Here is an 18,235-nt window from a genome sequence, read left to right as displayed (position 1 = left end):
CGGGTTCGCCTTTTTTTTTGCGGTTCAGCGCACCAAGGCTGCCGTCTGTTTGTTGTTTCAGGGTTTCAAGGCATGTTCGATACCATCCGCACCCACAAAAAGTACCTCATGGGCTTTTTGTTGATTCTGATCATTCCTTCGTTCATCTTGTTCGGTGTCCAGGGCTTCAACGAATCGGATCAACGCGGTGCCGTGGTGGCCACGGTGGATGGTGAAGAAATCACCCAGCTGGAGTGGGACCAGGCCCACCAGGCCGAGTCGCAGCGGCTGCGCGAAGCCATGCCCACGCTGGACGCCAAACTGCTGGACAGCGAGGAAGCGCGCTACGCGACGCTGGAGCGATTGGTGCGCCAGCGCGTTCTGGCTGTGGCCGCGCAAAAGCTCAACCTGTACACCAGCGACCAGCGCCTGGCCCGCGACCTTCAGGACAACGAAGTCATCGCATCCCTGCGCCGTCCCGACGGTACGCTCGATGTTGAAGCCTACCGGCAGCTGGTGGGCCGCCAAGGCATGACGCCCGAGATGTTCGAAGCCCAGGTGCGTGCCGACCTCTCCCAGCGCCAGGTCGCCCAGGGCATTCAGGGCTCGGGCTTTGCCCCCCAGGGCCTGGCCAAAGTGGCGCTAGACGCCTTTTTCGAACAGCGCGAGGTCCAGGTGGCGCGGTTTGCCCCCAGCGACTTTGCCGCACGTGTCGAATTGTCCGATGCCGACATTGAGACCTTCTACAACGCCAACCCCGCCTTGTTCCAGTCACAAGAGCAGGCCGATGTGGAATACCTCGTGCTGGACACCGCCACGCTGCAAAAGAACGTCACGCTCGCCGAGGCGGAGGTGCGTGCCTACTACGACCAAAACGCCTCGCGGTTGTCGGGCAACGAAGAGCGCCGTGCCAGCCACATTCTGTTGACCTTGGCGCCTGGCGCCTCTGCAGCGGACAAAGCCGCCGTGCGTGAGAAAGCCGCAGCCCTGCTGGCACAGGTGAAGGCCGCACCCCAAACCTTCGCCGACGTGGCCAAGGCCAACTCGCAAGACCCAGGCTCTGCCGTCAACGGTGGCGATCTGGATTTCTTTGCCCGCGGTTCGATGGTCAAGGCCTTTGAAGATGCTGCCTTTGCGCTACAAAAAGGCGCCATTTCAGACCTGGTGGAAACCGAGTTCGGGTTCCACATCATCCAGCTGACCGACATCAAAGCGCCACCGCAGCGCAGCTTTGAAAGCATGCGCGCTGAAATTGAAGCCGATTTGAAAAAGCAGCAGGCCCAGAAGCTCTTTGCCGACAGCGCCGAAGCATTCAGCAACTTCGTTTACGAGCAAGGCGACAACCTGACCGCTGCGGCTGAGCGTTTCAAGCTCGACCTGCAAACCGTTAAGGGTCTGACCCGCCAGCCTCAAGGCGGCGCTGGTCCGTGGACCAACGAACGTTTGATCAACGCCGTGTTTGCAGCCGACTCGATCGAGAAAAAACGCAACACCGAAGCCATCGAGACGGCGTCCGGTCAGCTGGTTTCGGCCCGCATGGTTAACTACACACCCGCTCGCACACGGCCGCTGGCCGAAGTGAGCGAAGGCGTGCGCCAGCGCCTGCTGGCCCAGCGCTCAGCCGAACTGGCCCGCGAAACCGGTGCAAAACAGCTGGAAGCCTGGAAAACCGGTACGGACGCTGCAGGGCTGTCCGCTGCCCTGGTGGTGTCTCGCGACAACGCCCAAGGCCTTGCTGGCCCCGTGTTGAACGCCGCCCTTAGTGCCGACCCCAAGCAGCTGCCCGCCTGGGTTGGCGTCGGCTTGGGTGAGCAAGGCTATGCCGTTGTCAAGGTGGACAAAGTGCTGCCGCGCCAACCGCGTGATGCACAAGCCTTGGTGCAAGAAACGGAGCAATACAGCCAGTGGTGGTCTTCTGCTGAAAGCCTGGCTTACTACGACACGTTGAAAGAGCGGTTCAAGGTGCAAATCAAGGTGCCAGCACCCAAACCGGCAGAAGCGCCAGCCCGTTGAGCAAGGAATCTGCGAGGAGAGCCCAAAATCCGGTTTTCTTCACGCTATAATTCAAGGCTTGCGGTGGCTGTAGCTCAGTTGGTAGAGTCCAGGATTGTGATTCCTGTTGTCGTGGGTTCGAGCCCCATCAGCCACCCCAAATCATTCAAGTAAAAAGCCCGGTTTCATGCCGGGCTTTTTCGTTTCTGAGCGTTTTGCAGAGCAACCGCACTCCACCCCGCCATGCGCTGCCGCTTACAGCCGCAGGATCTCGGCTGTTCCACCCAGCAGGGGTTTGCACAGGATCTTGTAGCCGTCGGCATCAAAAGCGGTGGCCACACGGTCCAGGGCTGCGGCTTGTCCTGCGTCGGGCACGCTGCCCAGGTAGCACCAGTTTCGGATGACGTGGATCTGGACCATTGCCTCATGGCGCTCCACCAGGCCAATAGCGCCGGGGTAAGGCCAGCAGGCCACGCGCAGGCCGTCCAGGCTGGTGAACAAACGGGCACGGTGTGCTTCGGGGCTTTCGTCGCCTCGGCAGACGCCCGCGCACTGATGCAGCATGGCGCGGAAGCAGGCGCGGCCAGCCGCCAGCTTTTCCAGACCGAGGGCGCCGTAGCACAGCTGGTGCTGATCGGCCAACGCTCGCAGGCCTTCCAGTGCAGCGTGGCGGCTGGCGTACAGGCCGTAGAGTTGGGTCTCGGTCGCGAAATTCAGATCTTTTGAGTAAACCACCTCCGGCTTGCCTTCTACGATGCGCAATGAGCACAGCTGGCGGTTTCGTCGTAGCTTCTGGTTCAACAGCGGTTGCTGCTGTTTGATGAGGCTCGCTTCCAGCAGCAGCGCGCCAATTTCGCCGGCCGTGCGTGTGTGGCTGATGCGCTGTGTCTGGCGCAGCAGACGGTCTTCGTCGGGGTTGCGCAAGTGGGACAGGACGCGCTGGCGCAGGTTGACGCTCTTGCCGATGTAAAGCGGCAGGTCGTTTTCTTGGCCGTGAAATACGTACACACCCGGGGCGGCGGGCAGGTCGCTGATGGCTGCCCGCAGGTGGTCGGGGTATTCGTAGGTTCGCGCTTGTTCGAATTCGGGGCGGCGGCGGGCGGGCAGGTGCATAAAGCGGACAGGCTGCTGCGCAGGTCAGTGGCTCAGTTTGAGCCGGCTTCGAACTGGGTAGCGTTTTTGCCCTTGAAGGGCGCATAAAAGGCTTTGATGGCGGCCATGTCGGCTTCCATGTTGCCGGTGGGTTGGAAGAGTGGGCCCAAGCCGCTGCGCTTGGTGCTGTAGTCCATGTAGGCCATCACGATGGGCACCTGTGCGCCCAGGGCGATGTAATAGAAGCCCGTTTTCCAGTAGCGGGTTTTGCTGCGCGTGCCCTCCGGTGGCACGATGAGTTGCACCGGTCCGTCCGCTGCGCGGAGGGCGTCGGCCGAGGCAGCCACCAGGTTGTTGGACTGCTCCCGGTTGACCGGGATGCCGCCCAGCCATTGCATGATGCCGCCAAAGGGCGCCTTGAAAATGCTGTGCTTGCCCATCCAATACGGGTTGAGGCGCAGTGCAAAGGCCACCATGAGCGTGTAGGGCAGGTCCCAGTTGCTGGTGTGCGGTGCGGCAATGAACACGCTTTTGGCAGCCTCGGGGGGCAGGGCACCCTCGACTTTCCACCCGGTGAGCCTGAGAAACGCGACCGAGAAGCCGCGCAGCAATGTGTTGACAACTGGTGTGGTGAAGATGGTGCGGCGCATGGCTTGCGAGTATCGCTGAAGCGCCCGAGGTGACTGCCAATACCTCGTCGCCGTGCCCATGCGCGCTACCATCGCCGGCACCCCCGCACACCTGGAGTCCCCACCATGCAAGACCGCCGCACCATACAAGGCCTGGACGTGACCATTGAGGGCACCGGCCCCACGGTGGTGATGCTGCACGGCTGGCCCGACACGCCGGCGCTGTGGGACGACACCGTAGCCAGTTTGCGTGACGGCTACCGCTGCGTGCGCTTTGCCCTGCCTGGGTTCGACCTGAGCCAGCCGCCGCGCCCGGTGTCGAAGGACGAAATGTGTGCGCTGGTGGGCGCTGTGGTGGATGCGGTGAGCCCCAACGAGCCGGTGACGCTGCTGCTGCACGACTGGGGCTGTTTCTTTGGCTATGAATACGCCTCGCGCCACACCAGCCGGGTGGCGCGGGTGGTGGGGGTGGACATTGGCGACACCAATTCGGGCGCTTATTTGAAGTCGCTCAAATGGAAAGAAAAACTCATGATTGCGGGCTACCAGCTGTGGCTGGCGCTGGCTTGGAAACTCGGCCATGTGATGCCGGGCCTGGCCAACCGCATGACGCGCTTCATGGCGCGCACCATCGGCTGCCGCACAGCGCCCGAGCACATGGGCTGGCAGATGAACTACCCTTATGCGATGCAGTGGTTTGGCTCTTTTGGCGGCTTGCGCGGTGTGGCGCGGGTCGGGCAGGTGCTGGGGCCGAAATTGCCCACGCTGTTTTTCTTTGGCAAACGCAAGCCGTTCATGTTCCATTCACCACGCTGGCTGGCGGCCCTGGGCACCACGCCCGGCTGTGGTGTGCAGGGTTTTGACGCAGGCCACTGGCTGATGCGCCAGAAGCCCGCGCTGTTCAACGCCAGTGTGCGCAACTGGCTGGACCAGGCCACGGCCCACAAGGCGCAGGGCGCGCCATGAAACCCGAAGACCTAGAACGGCTGCTGACGGTGGAAATGCCGTTTGGAAAACACAAGGGCACGCCCATTGCCGACCTGCCCGGCAACTACCTGAACTGGTTTGCCCGCGAGGGTTTTCCCAAAAGCGAGGTGGGCCGTCTGCTGCAACTGATGCACGAGATTGACCACAACGGCTTGAGCGATCTGCTCACGCCACTGCGGCGGCGCTGAAGCTCTGTTCAGCCCGGCAGACCCAGCGCTTGGAACACCCGAGCGGCCGCGTAGGCGTCGTTGGCGGCGTAAATCAACTGGCCTTCGCTCAGTTGCGGGTTGGCCCAGTTGGACGTGGCGGCTTTTTTGGACTTGATGAAGCGCTGGTTGAACAGCACCGCCACCGCGCCTTTGACCCCCATGTCTTTGCGATAGCCGCGTTCGCGGAACACATGGTTGAGTTCCAGCACCGCTGCGGGTGCCACGGCCAGCTTGGCCACAATGCGCTTGGTGTCATCGCCCAGCCCAAACCCCGCCTTGGTGTGGCCGGGGTGCGCCAGCAGTTTGGCCACTTGCTCGCGGCAGCCGGGGTCTGTCAGCTGAAACACCCAGGCGTGGTGCAGCGTGGACAGCTGCACGATGTGCGGCCCATCAGACACCTGTTCCTTCAAAAAAGTCGGTTTGGACTCGGTGTCAAAACCCCAGATCGGGTGGTCGCGCAGCGCAGCAGCGGCCTCTGCGGCCTGCCGAGCCGTGTCTACCAGTGTGATGCGGTCCAGGCCCAGGCGGCCAAATTCGGGCAACAGGGCAATCTCGTCTTTGCTGGGCGTGGGGCGGGTGGTGTTCATGGGTTGGGGCGGCATCGATAATGAACCCATTGTGCAACGCGCCCGCCGGGCCACCTTGGGCTCCATGACCTACACCCTCAAACTCTTCGTGTCGGATGACACCTCGCCCCAGCAGCGCCAGGCGGCCGAGCGGCTGTTTCGCCAAGCGCTGGAAACCACGCTGGGCGACGCGGCCCTGGTGGCGCCTGTGTATGCGGCCTACCAGCGCATTGCAGCCTTGTACGGCGAAACCCCCGACGTGGAGGCGCTCACGGTGGACGAGCGCATGCTGTTTGAGCACTGGCAACTGGCCGAGGCTGCCGCGTTGGCGGCGGTTTGGGGCCCTTACCGCAGCCTGGACGAAGGCAGTTACGAGATCGTGCTGCCAGACTGAGTAGGCGGCATGTTGGCAAGGCCTTGATTCACCGATAATCGAAGGTTGATTTCGTCCTCCCAGGGCGCTCATTCCCTTTGAAGGACCTTTCCATGAGAAAAACATTCCCCTTGCGCGCCGAGGGCAAACACCCGGACCGCGTGCTCGAAGCCGTCAAGCACGAGATTCGCAAATACATCAAGCGCGAGCGTCGCCGCGACTTGCCCGAAGGCGCCGATTTCTGGGACTTTGACTGCAAGTTCGGCCCGGACAAAGACACCGCGGCCACCCTTGCGCCGGCCACGCTCACCGCCGCGCTGGATGCTCTCGCCCAGGCCGGTGGCGAACAGTGCTACGTGGAATTGCTGGCCAAGCCCGCCGTGTGGGAGCGCCGCGCTGCCGGCCAGGGCCCTGCCAACGATGTGGCTCAACAACCGGCACCCGCTGCCGACGAACCCGACACCCATGCCCCTGACGCCGACCACGCCGCTGCTTGAGGTTGTGACCGAAACGCCGCTGGAGGGTGAGTTCCAGCGGTTCCCTGGCTCGCCCTTTGAGCTGTTTTCGCCGTACCCACCCGCGGGCGACCAGCCCGAGGCCATTCGCCAGCTGGTGGAAGGCGTGAACGACGGCGAGGTGTTTCAAACCCTGCTGGGCGTGACCGGCTCGGGCAAGACCTTCACCATGGCCAACGTGATCGCCCGCCTGGGGCGCCCGGCCATTGTGTTTGCGCCCAACAAGACGCTGGCCGCGCAGCTCTACAGCGAGTTCCGCGAGTTCTTTCCCAAAAACGCGGTGGAGTACTTCGTCAGTTACTACGACTACTACCAGCCCGAGGCCTACGTGCCGCAGCGCGACCTGTTCATTGAAAAGGACAGCGCGATCAACGAGCACATCGAGCAGATGCGGCTGAGTTGCACCAAGAGCATCCTGGAGCGGCGCGACGTGGTCGTGGTGGCCACGGTGTCGGCCATCTACGGCATCGGCAAGCCCGAGAGTTACCACCAGATGGTGATGCTGCTGCGGGTGGGTGACAAGATGGGCCAGCGCGACCTGATCGCCCAACTGGTGCGCATGCAATACGCCCGCAACGAGGCCGATTTTTCGCGCGGCAAGTTCCGCGTGCGTGGCGACACCATCGATGTGTTCCCGGCCGAACACTCTGAGATGGCGATCCGCATCGAGCTTTTTGACGATGAGATCGAAACCCTTCAGTTATTCGATCCGCTCACCGGCAAAGTGCGGCAGAAAATCCCGCGTTTCACGGTGTACCCGAGCAGCCACTATGTGACGCCGCGCGAGCAGGTGCTCAGCGCGGTGGAGGCCATCAAGGAAGAGCTGCGCGACCGGGTGAAAGAGCTGGTGGGCATGGGCAAGCTGGTGGAAGCCCAGCGGCTGGAGCAGCGAACCCGGTTTGACCTGGAAATGCTGGCCGAGGTGGGCCACTGCAAAGGCATTGAAAATTACTCGCGCCACCTCTCGGGCAGCGCGCCCGGCGAGCCCCCAAGCACGCTCACCGACTACCTGCCCAAAGACGCCATGATGTTCTTGGACGAGAGCCATGTGCTGATCGGCCAGTTTGGCGGCATGTACAACGGCGACCGCGCCCGCAAGACCACGCTGGTCGAATACGGCTTTCGTCTGCCCAGCGCGCTGGACAACCGTCCGCTCAAATTTGACGAGTTCGAGCAGCGCATGCGCCAGGTGGTGTTTGTGTCGGCCACGCCGGCCGACTACGAAAAAACCCACGCCGGCCAGGTGGTGGAGCAGCTGGTGCGCCCCACCGGGCTGGTAGACCCCGAACTGGAAGTGCGACCCGCCACCCACCAGGTGGACGATGTGTTGCAGGAAATCCGCATCCGGGTGGAGAAAAACGAGCGGGTGCTCATCACCACGCTGACCAAGCGCATGGCCGAGCAGCTGACCGACTACCTGACCGAAAACGGCGTCAAGGTGCGCTATGTGCACAGCGATGTGGACACGGTGGAACGGGTGGAAATCTTGCGCGACCTGCGCCTGGGCGCGTTTGACGTGTTGGTGGGCATCAACCTGCTGCGTGAGGGTATTGACATTCCCGAGGTGTCGCTGGTGGCCATTTTGGACGCTGACAAGGAAGGCTTTCTGCGCTCTGAGCGCAGCCTGATCCAGACCATTGGCCGCGCCGCGCGCAACCTCAACGGGCGCGCGATTCTCTACGCCGACCGCGTGACCGAGTCGATGCGCAAGGCGATGGACGAAACCAACCGGCGCCGTGCCAAACAGATCGCGCACAACCTGGCCATGGGCATCACACCCAAGGCGCTCAACAAGCGCATCAAAGACCTGATTGACGGTGTGTACAGCGAAAAGGCGGGCAAAGAAGCGGACCGCCTGGCCGCCGAGAGCGCCCACCGGGCCAGCATAGAAGACATGAGCGAGAAAGACGTGGCGCGGGAAATCAAGCGGCTGGAAAAGCTCATGCTGGAGCATGCGCGCAACCTCGAATTTGAAAAAGCTGCCACCGTGCGCGACCAGTTGAGCCGGCTGAAGACGCAGTTGTTTGGCGCCGCAGGCATGGACAACGTGGCTTGAGAGGCTTTTGCCCAAGCCCGCCCAAAAAGTCTGAGCGATCAAGCCCTGATCCTATGGAAACCGACACGTCCCCGCCCCAGCGTGTGAGCCAGGCAGACGACACGCGCATTTACCTGATCGAAGACGACCCGACGATCCTGCAGTTTGTGCGTCAAACGTTGCTGCAGCGGCCATCGTGGCGGCTGTTGGGGCATTCGGCCAGTCTGGCCCACGCATGCGGGCACGCGCTCTCGTCCAGCGCCAACGTGTTTTTGGTCGACCTGGGTCTACCCGATGGCCGCGGCGAAGAAGTGCTGCGGCTGCTGGCACGCTACAAGCCCGATGCCGAGTTGCTGGTGTTCACTGTGTTTGGCGAAGAATCCCGGTTGGTGGGCGCGCTGGAGGCAGGTGCGACGGGCTACGTGCTCAAGGGTTGCACGCCTGAAGAACTGGTATTGGCGATTGAGCAAATCCGTGAAGGGGGTGCGCCCATTTCACCGCTGCTGGCCCGCATGCTGTTGAAGCAATTTCGCTCGGTGCAGGCGGCGTTGCCAGAGGCGCCTTCCGCGCTACAGGTTGACGCCGTGCTGCTGTCCGAGCGTGAGAGCGACGTGCTCAAGCTGCTGGCCCAGGGGTACGTGAACAAGGAAATTGCGTCGAAATTGGCCATTGCCCCGGCCACGGTGGGCACCCACGTTAAAAATCTGTATCGCAAGCTGGCCGCCCACAGCCGCGTGCAAGTGGTGCGCATTGCGCAGGAGCGGGGCCTGCTGTGAAGCCCCCGCGCTGGCTCGCGCAGTTGGTGCTGGGTATTCCGCCTTATGGGTGGGCGGCGGTGTTGATGACCCTCTTGCTGGTGGGACTGGCCCTGGTGACGCGTGTGAGCGGTGTGCCCGGTGCCCAAGCCATCAAGCAGGCGCAGGTGGTGCTGGCTGGAGAAGCCTGGGATACCGCAAAAACGGTGCAGCTGCCCCATGTGTGGGACGACGCGCAGCGCCGCTGGGCAGGCGAAGCGCACTACCGACTGGCGCTGCCCGAGTCGCTCAAAAACGTGGCCGGTGCTGAAACCCAGGGCTTGGGCTTGCTGCTGCCGCGCGTGGGTGTGCGCTTTCGGGTGTTGTTCAACGGGGAAGAGGTGGCCTCCCAGGCCTGGACCCGTGGCGAAGGCTATGTCGACACCGGCGTCCAGGCCCATTTCATCGCCTTGCGGCCCAACATGATGGCCGCCGATGGGGCGGACAACCGCCTGGAAATTCAGTTGAAGGGGCAAGCCTTGCGCATCAGTGGCCTGTCGCCCGTGTGGGTGGGGCCTCGTGACGCGCTGTGGCAGCGCCACCAATGGCTGCACTGGTGGCAGGTGAGCCTGACCTGGATGGTGGCGGCTTCGGCCTTCATGTTGGGCTTGCTGTCGTTGCTGATATGGACCAAGTCTGCAGAGCGCTTGTTTGGCCTGCTGGCGGGCGGCCTGCTGGTGTTGGCGGTTCGGTTGTGGCTGTCCACGCCGGTGTTTTTGCCGGGTCCTTTTTTGTGGTGGGACTATGCGCACAAGCTGACCTTCACGCTCTATTGCGGCTTCACCTATTTGTTCATGTCAGAGTTGTTCAATTTCCGCCAGAGCATGGTGCGCAAGCTGGTGGTGCTGATGATGATGCTGGGCCCGGCCTGGCTGGGTGTGCTGGCCTGGACGCAGAACTACCAGCTGTACCGGCTCTGGACGGGCGTGATTGTGCTGGTCTGCGTGTTGTCTTTGCTCATGGTGATACACCGCGCGCGCTGGGGTATGGACGTGCAACAGCGCCTGATGGTGGTGGTGGGGCTGGCCACCATGGTGACCGGCTTGCGCGACTTTTTGGTGGTGCAGATGGGGCTGCCCGGGGACGTGGACATTCGCTGGATGACCCCCGGCAGCCTGGTCATGATGTTTGCCATGGGCAGTGTCTTGTTGCAACGCACCGCGCTGTCGATGGAAAACGTGGGGCGCCAGAACGCAGAGCTGGCGCGGCAGGTGGGCGAGCGGGAGCAAGAGTTTCATGCGGTTTTTGAGCGCCTGCGTACGGTGGAAAACCAGCGGGTGCTGGAGGCCGAGCGCCGGCGCCTGACGCGCGACATGCACGATGGCCTGGGTAGCCAGCTCGTTCAAACACTCAATCTGGTGCGCAGCAGCGGTGAAAACATCGACAGCGCGTCGGTGGCGGCCATGCTCAACCACGCCCTTGAAGAGCTGCGCATGACCCTCGATTCCCTGGAGCCCATGGACGGTGATTTGCCCACCATTCTGGGCACGCTGCGCCAGCGCATCGGACCCGCGCTGCAGGCCGCACACATCGAGCTGGTCTGGCAGGTGGAGGAAGTGCCGGCCGTACCGGGGCTGGAGGCGCGTGGCGTGATGCATCTGTTTCGCTGCCTGCAAGAGGTGTTTGCCAACGTGGTGAAGCATGCCCGTGCCAGCCGCGTGACCGTGCGCACCTGGTCTGCTGGGGGGCGCGTTCACCTGAGCGTGACCGACAACGGTGTGGGCCTGGGGGATACGCCCGACCACGCGTTTTCATCGGGTGGGCGGGGCATCAGCAACATTCGGTTGCGTGCTTCCGAAATTGGCGCCGACGTGACGTTTTCATGGGCATGGCCGGGCACCTGCGTGGCCTTCAGTTTCGCGGCCGGCACAGAGCCCGAGCCATCGGCCAGCCGCTGAATCGCTGGCTGTGGGGCTCCGCGCTGGTTGGACAAGTTGGCCTAGACAAACCAATTTTGTCTTGGACAAACTGCGTCAGTGCGTTACAATGTCGATCAAATCACTAGGCTTTACTGTATACTCGACGAAAACAGTCGGGAAAGCCTTCGATGTATCGGCCCAGAGCATGGGCAGGGTGGGCGGAGCAGAGGTTCACGGGGCGTTCTTCCCGTGAATCAACCAACGACGGTCAAGCCAACATTTAAGGAGCTTGAAAATGCGCCTCACGACAAAAGGCCGCTTTGCGGTCACCGCGATGATTGACCTGGCTCTGCGCCAGAACAATGGTCCTGTCACGCTGGCGGCTATCAGCCAGCGCCAGCAAATTTCGCTGTCCTACCTGGAGCAGCTGTTCGGCAAACTGCGCCGACACGAGCTGGTCGAGTCCACGCGTGGTCCGGGCGGCGGCTACACACTGGGCCGCAAGGCAGCCGAAATCACCGTGGCCGACATCATTGTGTCGGTGGACGAGCCGATTGACGCCACCCAGTGCGGTGGCAAAGAAAACTGCCTTGGTGAAGGCAACCGCTGCATGACGCACGAGCTGTGGGCCGCTTTGAATTCGAAGATGGTCGACTTTCTCGACTCGGTGTCGCTGCAATCCCTGGTGGACGATCAGCTGGCCAAGGGTCTGGTGGTTGAAAACATCCCCATGATCAAGCGGGCCATTTCCAGCCCGTCGGTGGTCAAGCCGATCCGGGTCAATGCACCCAATTCCGTGTTTGCCCTCGGCGCAGCTTTTTCGAAGTAAGCACCTGGGCTGTTGGCAGGCAACCGGATGACCCGAGCGGTCAGCCGAGTGCCCGACATTGCCAAAGCCAAAGCGCCGGACCTATTCACAACGCCAGCCATTTCACAGAGCCAGCCATGACCACGCCACACTTTCCCATTTACATGGACTACAGCGCGACCAACCCCTGCGACCCGCGGGTGGTGGATGCCATGATTCCCTGGTTGCGCGAGCACTTCGGCAACCCGGCTTCGCGCAGCCACGCCTGGGGCTGGGAAGCTGAAAAGGCGGTGGAAACCGCCCGCGATCAGGTCGCCGACCTGATCGGTGCCGATCCCCGCGAAATCGTCTGGACCAGTGGTGCCACCGAGTCCAACAACCTGGCTTTGAAGGGCGCAGCGCACTTCTACAAGACCAAGGGCAAGCACATCATCACGGTGAAAACCGAGCACAAGGCTGTGCTCGACACCTGCCGTGAGCTGGAGCGCCAGGGTTTTGAGGTGACGTATCTGGACGTGCAAGCCGATGGCCTGGTGAACATGGATACGTTCAAAGCCGCGATCCGCCCTGACACCATTCTCGCTTCCGTCATGTTCGTGAACAACGAAATTGGCGTGATTCAAGACATCGCTGCGCTGGGTGCTGTTTGCCGCGAAAAAGGCGTGATCTTTCACACCGACGCCGCGCAGGCCACGGGCCGTGTGGACATTGACATCAAGAACCTGCCGGTGGATTTGATGAGCTTGACCAGCCACAAAACCTACGGGCCCAAGGGCATTGGCGCGCTGTTTGTGCGCCGCAAACCCCGCGTGCGCATTGAGGCGCAAATGCACGGCGGTGGCCACGAGCGCGGCATGCGTTCGGGTACGTTGCCAACCCACCAGTGTGTGGGCATGGGCGAGGCCTACCGCATCGCCAAGGAAGAAATGCATGCGGAAAACCAGCGCATCCGTGCTCTGCACGACCGCATGGTGGCCGGGCTCAAGGACATCGAAGAGGTGTTCATCAACGGCCACGAAACCCAGCGCGTGCCACACAACCTGAACATGAGCTTCAACTATGTCGAAGGCGAGTCGCTGATCATGGGCATCAAGGGTCTGGCTGTGTCGTCGGGTTCGGCCTGCACCTCAGCCAGTCTGGAGCCCAGCTACGTGCTGCGTGCCCTGGGCCGCAGCGACGAGTTGGCCCACAGCAGCTTGCGCATGACGATTGGTCGCTGGACCACCGAAGAAGAAATTGACTACGCGATCGCCACCATCAAGGAAAACGTGGCCAAGCTTCGCGAGTTGTCCCCCCTGTGGGAAATGTTCAAAGACGGCGTTGACTTGTCCACCATCCAGTGGGCAGCACATTGAAGGAGAAATACCATGGCATATTCAGAAAAAGTTGTTGACCACTACGAAAACCCGCGCAACGTGGGCTCGTTCGACAAGGGCGACGAATCGGTGGGCACGGGCATGGTCGGCGCACCAGCTTGTGGCGACGTGATGAAGCTGCAGATCAAGGTGAACCCAAGCACGGGTGTCATTGAGGACGCCAGGTTCAAAACCTACGGCTGTGGTTCAGCCATTGCCTCTTCGTCGCTGGTGACCGAGTGGGTCAAAGGCAAAACGCTGGACCAGGCCGCTGCGCTGAAAAACAGCGAAATCGCCGAAGAACTGGCGCTGCCGCCTGTCAAGATTCACTGCTCGATCCTGGCCGAAGACGCCATCAAGGCGGCGGTGGACGACTACCGCAAGAAGCACCTCGTTTGAGGTCGGGCGCGCGGGCGGGTGTGTGGCGTGTTGACGCGCACCACCTCGCCCGAACGCCACCGTTCCAGTCACGCACAACGCTGAACGCCCACCCAAGGCGCAACCCACATGTCCATATCGATTTCTGAAGCTGCTGCAAGGCACGTCACCCGCTACATAACCAAGCGCGGCAAAGGCGTTGGCGTGCGCCTGGGCGTCAAAACCACCGGCTGTTCTGGCTTGGCTTACAAGCTGGAATACGCCGACGAAATCGCGCCGGAAGATGTGGTGTTTGAGGACAACGGCGTCAAGGTGTTGGTGGATCCAAAAAGCCTGGCCTATATCGATGGCACCCAGCTCGATTTTGTGCGCGAAGGCTTGAATGAAGGTTTCCGTTTCAACAACCCCAATGAGCGTGACCGCTGCGGCTGCGGCGAGAGCTTCCGGATTTGATCCGTTTCGCAAGCCCCCTCAAGCCGCCTGCGCCGTGTGCGCCGGCGGCTTTTCGCTTTGCGGCCCGCCGCGAAGCGGTTCCACCCCGTTTTTCGCCATGCCATGAACCTGTTGTCCAACGATTTTGAGATTTTTGGCGTGCCGGTGCAGTTTGCACAGGACAGTGCTACGCTGGATGCGCGTTGGAAAGATCTGCAACGCGAAGCACATCCGGACCGATTCACCACCGCCGATGCGCTGGCACAGCGCCAGGCGATGCAGTGGTCGGTGCGTATCAACGAGGCCTACCAGCGGCTCAAGGATCCGCTCAAACGAGCGGCCTATCTGTGCGAAATGAATGGCGCGCCGATACAGGCCGAAAACAACACGGCCATGCCCGCTGCGTTTTTGATGCAGCAAATGCAATGGCGCGAAGACCTGGACGAGGCGAGCGGCGTTGACGATCTGGAGCGCATGGCCGATGACGTGGCACAGGCGCGCCGGGAGATGCTGCTGGGTTTGCAGCGCACCGCAGATGAAAAGCGCAACTTTCTTGAACTGACCCAGCAGGTCAGAGCCCTTATGTTTGTTGAGCGCTTTGCGCGCGACGTCGAGAACCGGCTCGATCAACTGGGACAATAGACCCCGCTGATGCTGGCGCTATGCCCAGCATGCCAGTCCCGATTTTCAGTACCTACAAGAACACGATCCCATGGCGCTTTTGCAGATTTCAGAACCCGGCCAGTCCCTCGACCCGCACCAGCGCCGTGTGGCGGTGGGCATTGACCTGGGCACCACGCATTCGCTGGTGGCCGCGGTGCGCCATGGTGTGTCCGAGTGTTTGCCAGACGCCCAGGGCCAGGTCATTTTGCCCAGCGTGGTGCGTTACCTCGACCCGGCCCAGGGTGGCTCGGGCCGACAAATTGGTTTTGATGCCCTGGCCGCGCAGGTGGCTGACCCGGCCAACACCATCAGTTCGGTGAAACGGCTTATGGGCCGCACCCGCGCGCAGGTGGTGGACGCAGACAAACTGCCCTACACCGTGGTGGACGATCAGGGCATGGCGGTTGTGCAAACCACAGCAGGCCGCAAAACGCCCATGGAAGTCAGCGCCGAAATTTTGGCCACGCTGCGCTTCCGTGCCGAAGACAGCTTTGATGACGAGCTGTACGGCGCCGTCATCACCGTGCCCGCCTACTTTGACGACGCCCAGCGGCAGGCCACGAAAGACGCCGCCCAGCTCGCCGGCATCAACGTGCTGCGCCTCATCAACGAACCCACGGCCGCCGCCATTGCGTACGGCCTGGACAACGCGTCTGAAGGCATCTACGCCATCTACGATCTCGGCGGGGGCACCTTCGACATTTCCATTCTGCGGCTGACGCAAGGGGTGTTTCAGGTCATGGCCACCGGCGGTGACTCGGCACTGGGTGGCGACGACTACGACCAGGCACTGGCCACCTGGGTGCTGGAACAGCAAGGCGTGGAGGGTGCGCTGACAGCGTCCGAACGCGCTGCACTGCATGCCGAGGCCCGTCGATGCAAAGAAGCGCTTTCAGCGGTGGAGCCCGCCGGCAGTGTGGCGTTCACCGCGCACATTGCGGGCCAGCCGCTGCACCAGTCGGTGACGAAGGCGCAGTTTGAGGCCTGCACGGCACCGCTTACGGCCCGCACCATGGCGGCGGTGCGCAAGGTGCTGCGCGACGCGGGTATCACCAAAGACGACGTCAAGGGCGTCGTCATGGTGGGTGGTTCCACCCGCATGCCGGTGATTCGCAGCGCTGTGGGGGCGTTCTTTGGCCAAGAGCCGCTGACCAACCTGAATCCCGATGAGGTGGTGGCGCTGGGTGCAGCCATACAGGCCAACGCGCTGGCCGGCAACAGCCGCGATGGCGACCTGCTGTTACTCGACGTGATCCCACTCTCGCTCGGCATCGAGACGATGGGCGGGTTGGTCGAGCGCATCGTGCCGCGCAACAGCCCCATTCCTACCGCGCTGGCGCAAGACTTCACCACCTACCAGGACGGTCAGACCGCACTGGCCTTGCACGTGGTGCAGGGCGAACGCGACCTGGTGGCCGACTGCCGCAGCCTGGCACGTTTTGTCCTGCGCGGTATTCCGCCCATGGCCGCTGGTGCGGCCCGCGTTCGCGTCAGTTTCACCGTCGATGCGGACGGCTTGCTGTCGGTGGCTGCGAAAGAGCAGGGCAGTGGCGTGGAGGCGCGGGTCGATGTGAAGCCCGCCTACGGCCTGTCCGACGAACAGATCGCCGCCATGTTGCAAGACAGCTTTGCGACCGCCAAGCAAGACATTGCGGCGCGTGCCCTGGTCGAAGCCCGTGTGGACGCCGACCGCATGATCGTCGCCACCCGCAGCGCATTGGCGGCTGACGCCGATCTGCTGGAACCCTCCGAACGCAAAGCCATCGATTCGCTCATGGATCAACTCGCCCAGAGCCTGACCAGCACCGAGGCTGCCGTGATTGAAGCCGCCACCGACACGCTGGCCAAAGGCACCGAGGCCTTTGCTGCCATGCGCATGAACCGGGGTATTCAGCAAGCCCTGGCCGGCAAAAAACTCGAAGAAGTCTGAACCGCGCCCAAGCGCCGACGCACAGGAAAACCCATGCCGATCATCAAAATACTGCCCCATCCCGAATACTGTCCTCAGGGCGCGCAAGTCAGCGCCCCAGCCGGCACCTCCATTTGCGAAGCCCTGCTGGACAACCACATCAACATCGAACACGCCTGCGACATGGTGTGTGCTTGCACCACCTGCCACGTGATCGTTCGCGACGGTTTCAACAGCCTCAACGAACTGGATGAGAACGAAGAAGACTTGCTCGATCGCGCCTGGGGTCTGGAGCCGCAGTCCCGGCTGTCTTGCCAAGCCATTCTGGCGCAGCAAGATGTGACGATTGAGATTCCCAAGTACTCAATCAACCACGCCAAAGAAGGTCATTGACCTGCTTTCGGTCTGATTCACACGAGAAAAGCCCATGCGCCAAATCGTCCTTGACACCGAAACCACGGGCCTGTCTGCCGAAAACGGCGACCGGATCATTGAAATCGGTTGTGTGGAGCTGTTCAACCGCAAGCTCACCGGCAACAACTTGCACTTTTACGTCAACCCGGAGCGCGACAGCCATGAAGACGCGCTCAAGGTGCACGGCATCAGCAACGAATTTTTGCGCGACAAGCCCAAGTTTGGACAAATCGTCGATGAGTTGCTGGAGTACCTGCGCGACGCAGAGCTGATCATCCACAACGCACCGTTCGACATCAGCTTTTTGAACAAAGAGCTGGACCGACTGGGTCGACCGCCGCTGAAAACCGTCATTGGCCAGGTGACCGACAGCTTGGTCATGGCCAAGGAAATGTTCCCTGGCAAACGCAACGGACTGGATGCCTTGTGTGACCGCCTCGAGGTGGACAACTCCGGTCGTACTTTGCACGGCGCCTTGCTGGACGCCGAGCTGCTGGCGGATGTCTACATCAACATGACCCGCGGGCAGGACGCCCTGTTGATGGATCTGGAGAAGCCGGACACCGAGGGTGGTGAGATCGTTCTGATCGACCTGAGCTGCATTGTGTTGCCTGTGATCCAGGCCAGCGAACAAGAAGCGCAGGCGCATGAAGCGGTGCTGCTTGATCTGGACAAGGCATGCAAGGGGAAAACGGTGTGGCGACAGTTGCACGCCGCCTGAGCCTGCGCGATAGAGACCAACTTTTTCTTAAAAAGTTTTCCAGCTTTCAGAATCGACAAAAAACCACGCTATAATTTGAGGCTTCCGAGAGATCGGATTCATCATTCGGGCGGTTAGCTCAGTGGTAGAGCACTGCCTTCACACGGCAGGGGTCGCAGGTTCGAACCCTGCACCGCCCACCAAAAATTGTCATACATGACAACGCTTTACGCCACCTTCGGGTGGCGTAGTCGTTTCTGGTGGGGAAAAAGTGGGGAAAACATGCCTTCACTGATCTCGCATAGAGCACCAAGAGGCTCTATCAATGCATTTGAATCAGCGGTGCTGGATTGTCAACATCGCTACTCATGTCTTTGAGCACTTTGTCGGTGCCAGCTAGGCGCGGCGGCGGGGTAGTGGAGTTGACCCACTTCGGTAGACGGGTACTGGTTTGATTCTCAAACCGTTTCGGGTGTTGTCTCAGTCGTTCACGACGACCGGCAAAAGCTGTACATCTGCGAACTCTATACGCACGCCGAGGAAGAC

Annotated in this window: 19 protein-coding genes and 2 tRNA genes; 18 read left to right on the top strand and 3 right to left on the bottom strand. The window is 61.7% G+C overall.

Annotated elements, in window-relative coordinates; translation table 11 throughout:
• Positions 1-72: 72 nt before the first annotated feature.
• On the top strand, positions 73-1,992 hold the full coding sequence (locus tag AC4QBL_RS08510) for a SurA N-terminal domain-containing protein (protein WP_472907262.1): 1,920 nt from the start codon (positions 73-75) through the stop codon (positions 1,990-1,992).
• A 63-nt stretch (positions 1,993-2,055) separates the two neighbouring features.
• A tRNA-His gene (locus AC4QBL_RS08505) sits at positions 2,056-2,131 on the top strand.
• A 95-nt stretch (positions 2,132-2,226) separates the two neighbouring features.
• Here AC4QBL_RS08505 and cho read toward each other — a convergent pair.
• Complete coding sequence (gene cho / locus AC4QBL_RS08500; protein ID WP_472907261.1) at positions 2,227-3,084, bottom strand: excinuclease Cho; 858 nt, start codon at positions 3,082-3,084, stop codon at positions 2,227-2,229.
• 32 nt (positions 3,085-3,116) lie between these two features.
• Positions 3,117-3,713: a lysophospholipid acyltransferase family protein gene (locus AC4QBL_RS08495; RefSeq protein ID WP_472907260.1), complete on the bottom strand. Its 597-nt coding sequence runs from the start codon at positions 3,711-3,713 to the stop codon at positions 3,117-3,119.
• A gap of 105 nt (positions 3,714-3,818) precedes the next feature.
• On the opposite strand from AC4QBL_RS08495, the gene AC4QBL_RS08490 reads away from it, so the two are divergent.
• Both AC4QBL_RS08490 and AC4QBL_RS08485 read left to right on the top strand, forming a co-directional pair.
• Positions 3,819-4,658, top strand: coding sequence for an alpha/beta fold hydrolase (locus AC4QBL_RS08490; RefSeq protein ID WP_472907259.1), 840 nt, complete (start codon positions 3,819-3,821; stop codon positions 4,656-4,658).
• Entirely contained in the window at positions 4,655-4,867 is a 213-nt protein-coding gene (locus AC4QBL_RS08485; RefSeq protein ID WP_439113367.1) for a DUF3820 family protein, read from the top strand. Before AC4QBL_RS08490 ends, AC4QBL_RS08485 begins: the two co-directional genes overlap by 4 nt.
• 8 nt (positions 4,868-4,875) lie before the next feature.
• Here AC4QBL_RS08485 and AC4QBL_RS08480 read toward each other — a convergent pair whose 3' ends face one another.
• On the bottom strand, positions 4,876-5,475 hold the full coding sequence (locus AC4QBL_RS08480) for a 3'-5' exonuclease (protein WP_472901555.1): 600 nt from the start codon (positions 5,473-5,475) through the stop codon (positions 4,876-4,878).
• A gap of 31 nt (positions 5,476-5,506) precedes the next feature.
• On the opposite strand from AC4QBL_RS08480, the gene AC4QBL_RS08475 reads away from it, so the two are divergent.
• From AC4QBL_RS08475 to AC4QBL_RS08410, 14 genes are all read left to right on the top strand, one after another.
• Entirely contained in the window at positions 5,507-5,848 is a 342-nt protein-coding gene (locus AC4QBL_RS08475) for a hypothetical protein (protein WP_472907258.1), read from the top strand.
• Between the two features lie 92 nt (positions 5,849-5,940).
• Entirely contained in the window at positions 5,941-6,324 is a 384-nt protein-coding gene (locus AC4QBL_RS08470; RefSeq protein ID WP_472907257.1) for a DUF6172 family protein, read from the top strand.
• The gene (gene uvrB / locus AC4QBL_RS08465) at positions 6,293-8,398 is read left to right on the top strand and encodes an excinuclease ABC subunit UvrB (protein WP_472907256.1); all 2,106 of its coding nucleotides are present in this window, start codon (positions 6,293-6,295) and stop codon (positions 8,396-8,398) included. Before AC4QBL_RS08470 ends, uvrB begins: the two co-directional genes overlap by 32 nt.
• A gap of 53 nt (positions 8,399-8,451) precedes the next feature.
• Positions 8,452-9,153: a LuxR C-terminal-related transcriptional regulator gene (locus AC4QBL_RS08460; RefSeq protein WP_472901551.1), complete on the top strand. Its 702-nt coding sequence runs from the start codon at positions 8,452-8,454 to the stop codon at positions 9,151-9,153.
• Positions 9,150-11,069, top strand: coding sequence for a sensor histidine kinase (locus AC4QBL_RS08455; protein ID WP_472901550.1), 1,920 nt, complete (start codon positions 9,150-9,152; stop codon positions 11,067-11,069). The genes AC4QBL_RS08460 and AC4QBL_RS08455 overlap by 4 nt, the downstream gene beginning before the upstream one ends.
• Before the next feature lie 256 nt (positions 11,070-11,325).
• Positions 11,326-11,859, top strand: coding sequence for a Fe-S cluster assembly transcriptional regulator IscR (iscR, locus tag AC4QBL_RS08450; RefSeq protein ID WP_472901549.1), 534 nt, complete (start codon positions 11,326-11,328; stop codon positions 11,857-11,859).
• 116 nt (positions 11,860-11,975) lie between these two features.
• A complete protein-coding gene (locus AC4QBL_RS08445) occupies positions 11,976-13,193 on the top strand; it encodes an IscS subfamily cysteine desulfurase (protein WP_472901548.1) in 1,218 nt (405 codons plus the stop codon).
• A 12-nt stretch (positions 13,194-13,205) separates the two neighbouring features.
• Complete coding sequence (iscU, locus tag AC4QBL_RS08440; RefSeq protein WP_304834529.1) at positions 13,206-13,592, top strand: Fe-S cluster assembly scaffold IscU; 387 nt, start codon at positions 13,206-13,208, stop codon at positions 13,590-13,592.
• Positions 13,593-13,700: 108 nt separating this feature from the next.
• Positions 13,701-14,024, top strand: a complete 324-nt coding sequence (iscA, locus tag AC4QBL_RS08435; RefSeq protein ID WP_066090558.1) for an iron-sulfur cluster assembly protein IscA — start codon at positions 13,701-13,703, stop codon at positions 14,022-14,024.
• 102 nt (positions 14,025-14,126) lie between these two features.
• Positions 14,127-14,645: a Fe-S protein assembly co-chaperone HscB gene (gene hscB / locus AC4QBL_RS08430; protein WP_472907255.1), complete on the top strand. Its 519-nt coding sequence runs from the start codon at positions 14,127-14,129 to the stop codon at positions 14,643-14,645.
• A 70-nt stretch (positions 14,646-14,715) separates the two neighbouring features.
• Positions 14,716-16,596 (top strand): Fe-S protein assembly chaperone HscA, encoded by a 1,881-nt coding sequence (gene hscA / locus AC4QBL_RS08425; protein ID WP_472907254.1) that lies wholly within the window; start codon positions 14,716-14,718, stop codon positions 16,594-16,596.
• A 33-nt stretch (positions 16,597-16,629) separates the two neighbouring features.
• Positions 16,630-16,968: an ISC system 2Fe-2S type ferredoxin gene (fdx, locus tag AC4QBL_RS08420; protein ID WP_472901545.1), complete on the top strand. Its 339-nt coding sequence runs from the start codon at positions 16,630-16,632 to the stop codon at positions 16,966-16,968.
• 34 nt (positions 16,969-17,002) lie between these two features.
• Positions 17,003-17,710, top strand: coding sequence for a DNA polymerase III subunit epsilon (gene dnaQ / locus AC4QBL_RS08415; protein ID WP_472907253.1), 708 nt, complete (start codon positions 17,003-17,005; stop codon positions 17,708-17,710).
• 107 nt (positions 17,711-17,817) lie between these two features.
• Positions 17,818-17,892: transfer RNA gene (locus AC4QBL_RS08410), tRNA-Val, on the top strand.
• Positions 17,893-18,235 lie beyond the last annotated feature (343 nt).

This window comes from Hydrogenophaga sp. L99, assembly GCF_058731905.1.
This window is presented reverse-complemented; position numbering and strand designations above follow the sequence as displayed.

What these genes read in the sequence shown, in the direction of transcription:
- AC4QBL_RS08470 (WP_472907257.1), top strand. Translation starts at nt 5,941, where the DNA reads ATGAGAAAAACATTCCCCTTGCGCGCCGAGGGCAAACACCCGGACCGC.
- iscR (WP_472901549.1), top strand. Translation starts at nt 11,326, where the DNA reads ATGCGCCTCACGACAAAAGGCCGCTTTGCGGTCACCGCGATGATTGAC.
- AC4QBL_RS08445 (WP_472901548.1), top strand. Translation starts at nt 11,976, where the DNA reads ATGACCACGCCACACTTTCCCATTTACATGGACTACAGCGCGACCAAC.
- fdx (WP_472901545.1), top strand. Translation starts at nt 16,630, where the DNA reads ATGCCGATCATCAAAATACTGCCCCATCCCGAATACTGTCCTCAGGGC.
- dnaQ (WP_472907253.1), top strand. Translation starts at nt 17,003, where the DNA reads ATGCGCCAAATCGTCCTTGACACCGAAACCACGGGCCTGTCTGCCGAA.
- AC4QBL_RS08460 (WP_472901551.1), top strand. Translation starts at nt 8,452, where the DNA reads ATGGAAACCGACACGTCCCCGCCCCAGCGTGTGAGCCAGGCAGACGAC.
- iscU (WP_304834529.1), top strand. Translation starts at nt 13,206, where the DNA reads ATGGCATATTCAGAAAAAGTTGTTGACCACTACGAAAACCCGCGCAAC.
- AC4QBL_RS08510 (WP_472907262.1), top strand. Translation starts at nt 73, where the DNA reads ATGTTCGATACCATCCGCACCCACAAAAAGTACCTCATGGGCTTTTTG.
- uvrB (WP_472907256.1), top strand. Translation starts at nt 6,293, where the DNA reads ATGCCCCTGACGCCGACCACGCCGCTGCTTGAGGTTGTGACCGAAACG.
- iscA (WP_066090558.1), top strand. Translation starts at nt 13,701, where the DNA reads ATGTCCATATCGATTTCTGAAGCTGCTGCAAGGCACGTCACCCGCTAC.
- AC4QBL_RS08490 (WP_472907259.1), top strand. Translation starts at nt 3,819, where the DNA reads ATGCAAGACCGCCGCACCATACAAGGCCTGGACGTGACCATTGAGGGC.
- AC4QBL_RS08495 (WP_472907260.1), bottom strand. Translation starts at nt 3,713, where the DNA reads ATGCGCCGCACCATCTTCACCACACCAGTTGTCAACACATTGCTGCGC.
- hscB (WP_472907255.1), top strand. Translation starts at nt 14,127, where the DNA reads ATGAACCTGTTGTCCAACGATTTTGAGATTTTTGGCGTGCCGGTGCAG.
- hscA (WP_472907254.1), top strand. Translation starts at nt 14,716, where the DNA reads ATGGCGCTTTTGCAGATTTCAGAACCCGGCCAGTCCCTCGACCCGCAC.
- AC4QBL_RS08485 (WP_439113367.1), top strand. Translation starts at nt 4,655, where the DNA reads ATGAAACCCGAAGACCTAGAACGGCTGCTGACGGTGGAAATGCCGTTT.
- AC4QBL_RS08480 (WP_472901555.1), bottom strand. Translation starts at nt 5,475, where the DNA reads ATGAACACCACCCGCCCCACGCCCAGCAAAGACGAGATTGCCCTGTTG.
- cho (WP_472907261.1), bottom strand. Translation starts at nt 3,084, where the DNA reads ATGCACCTGCCCGCCCGCCGCCGCCCCGAATTCGAACAAGCGCGAACC.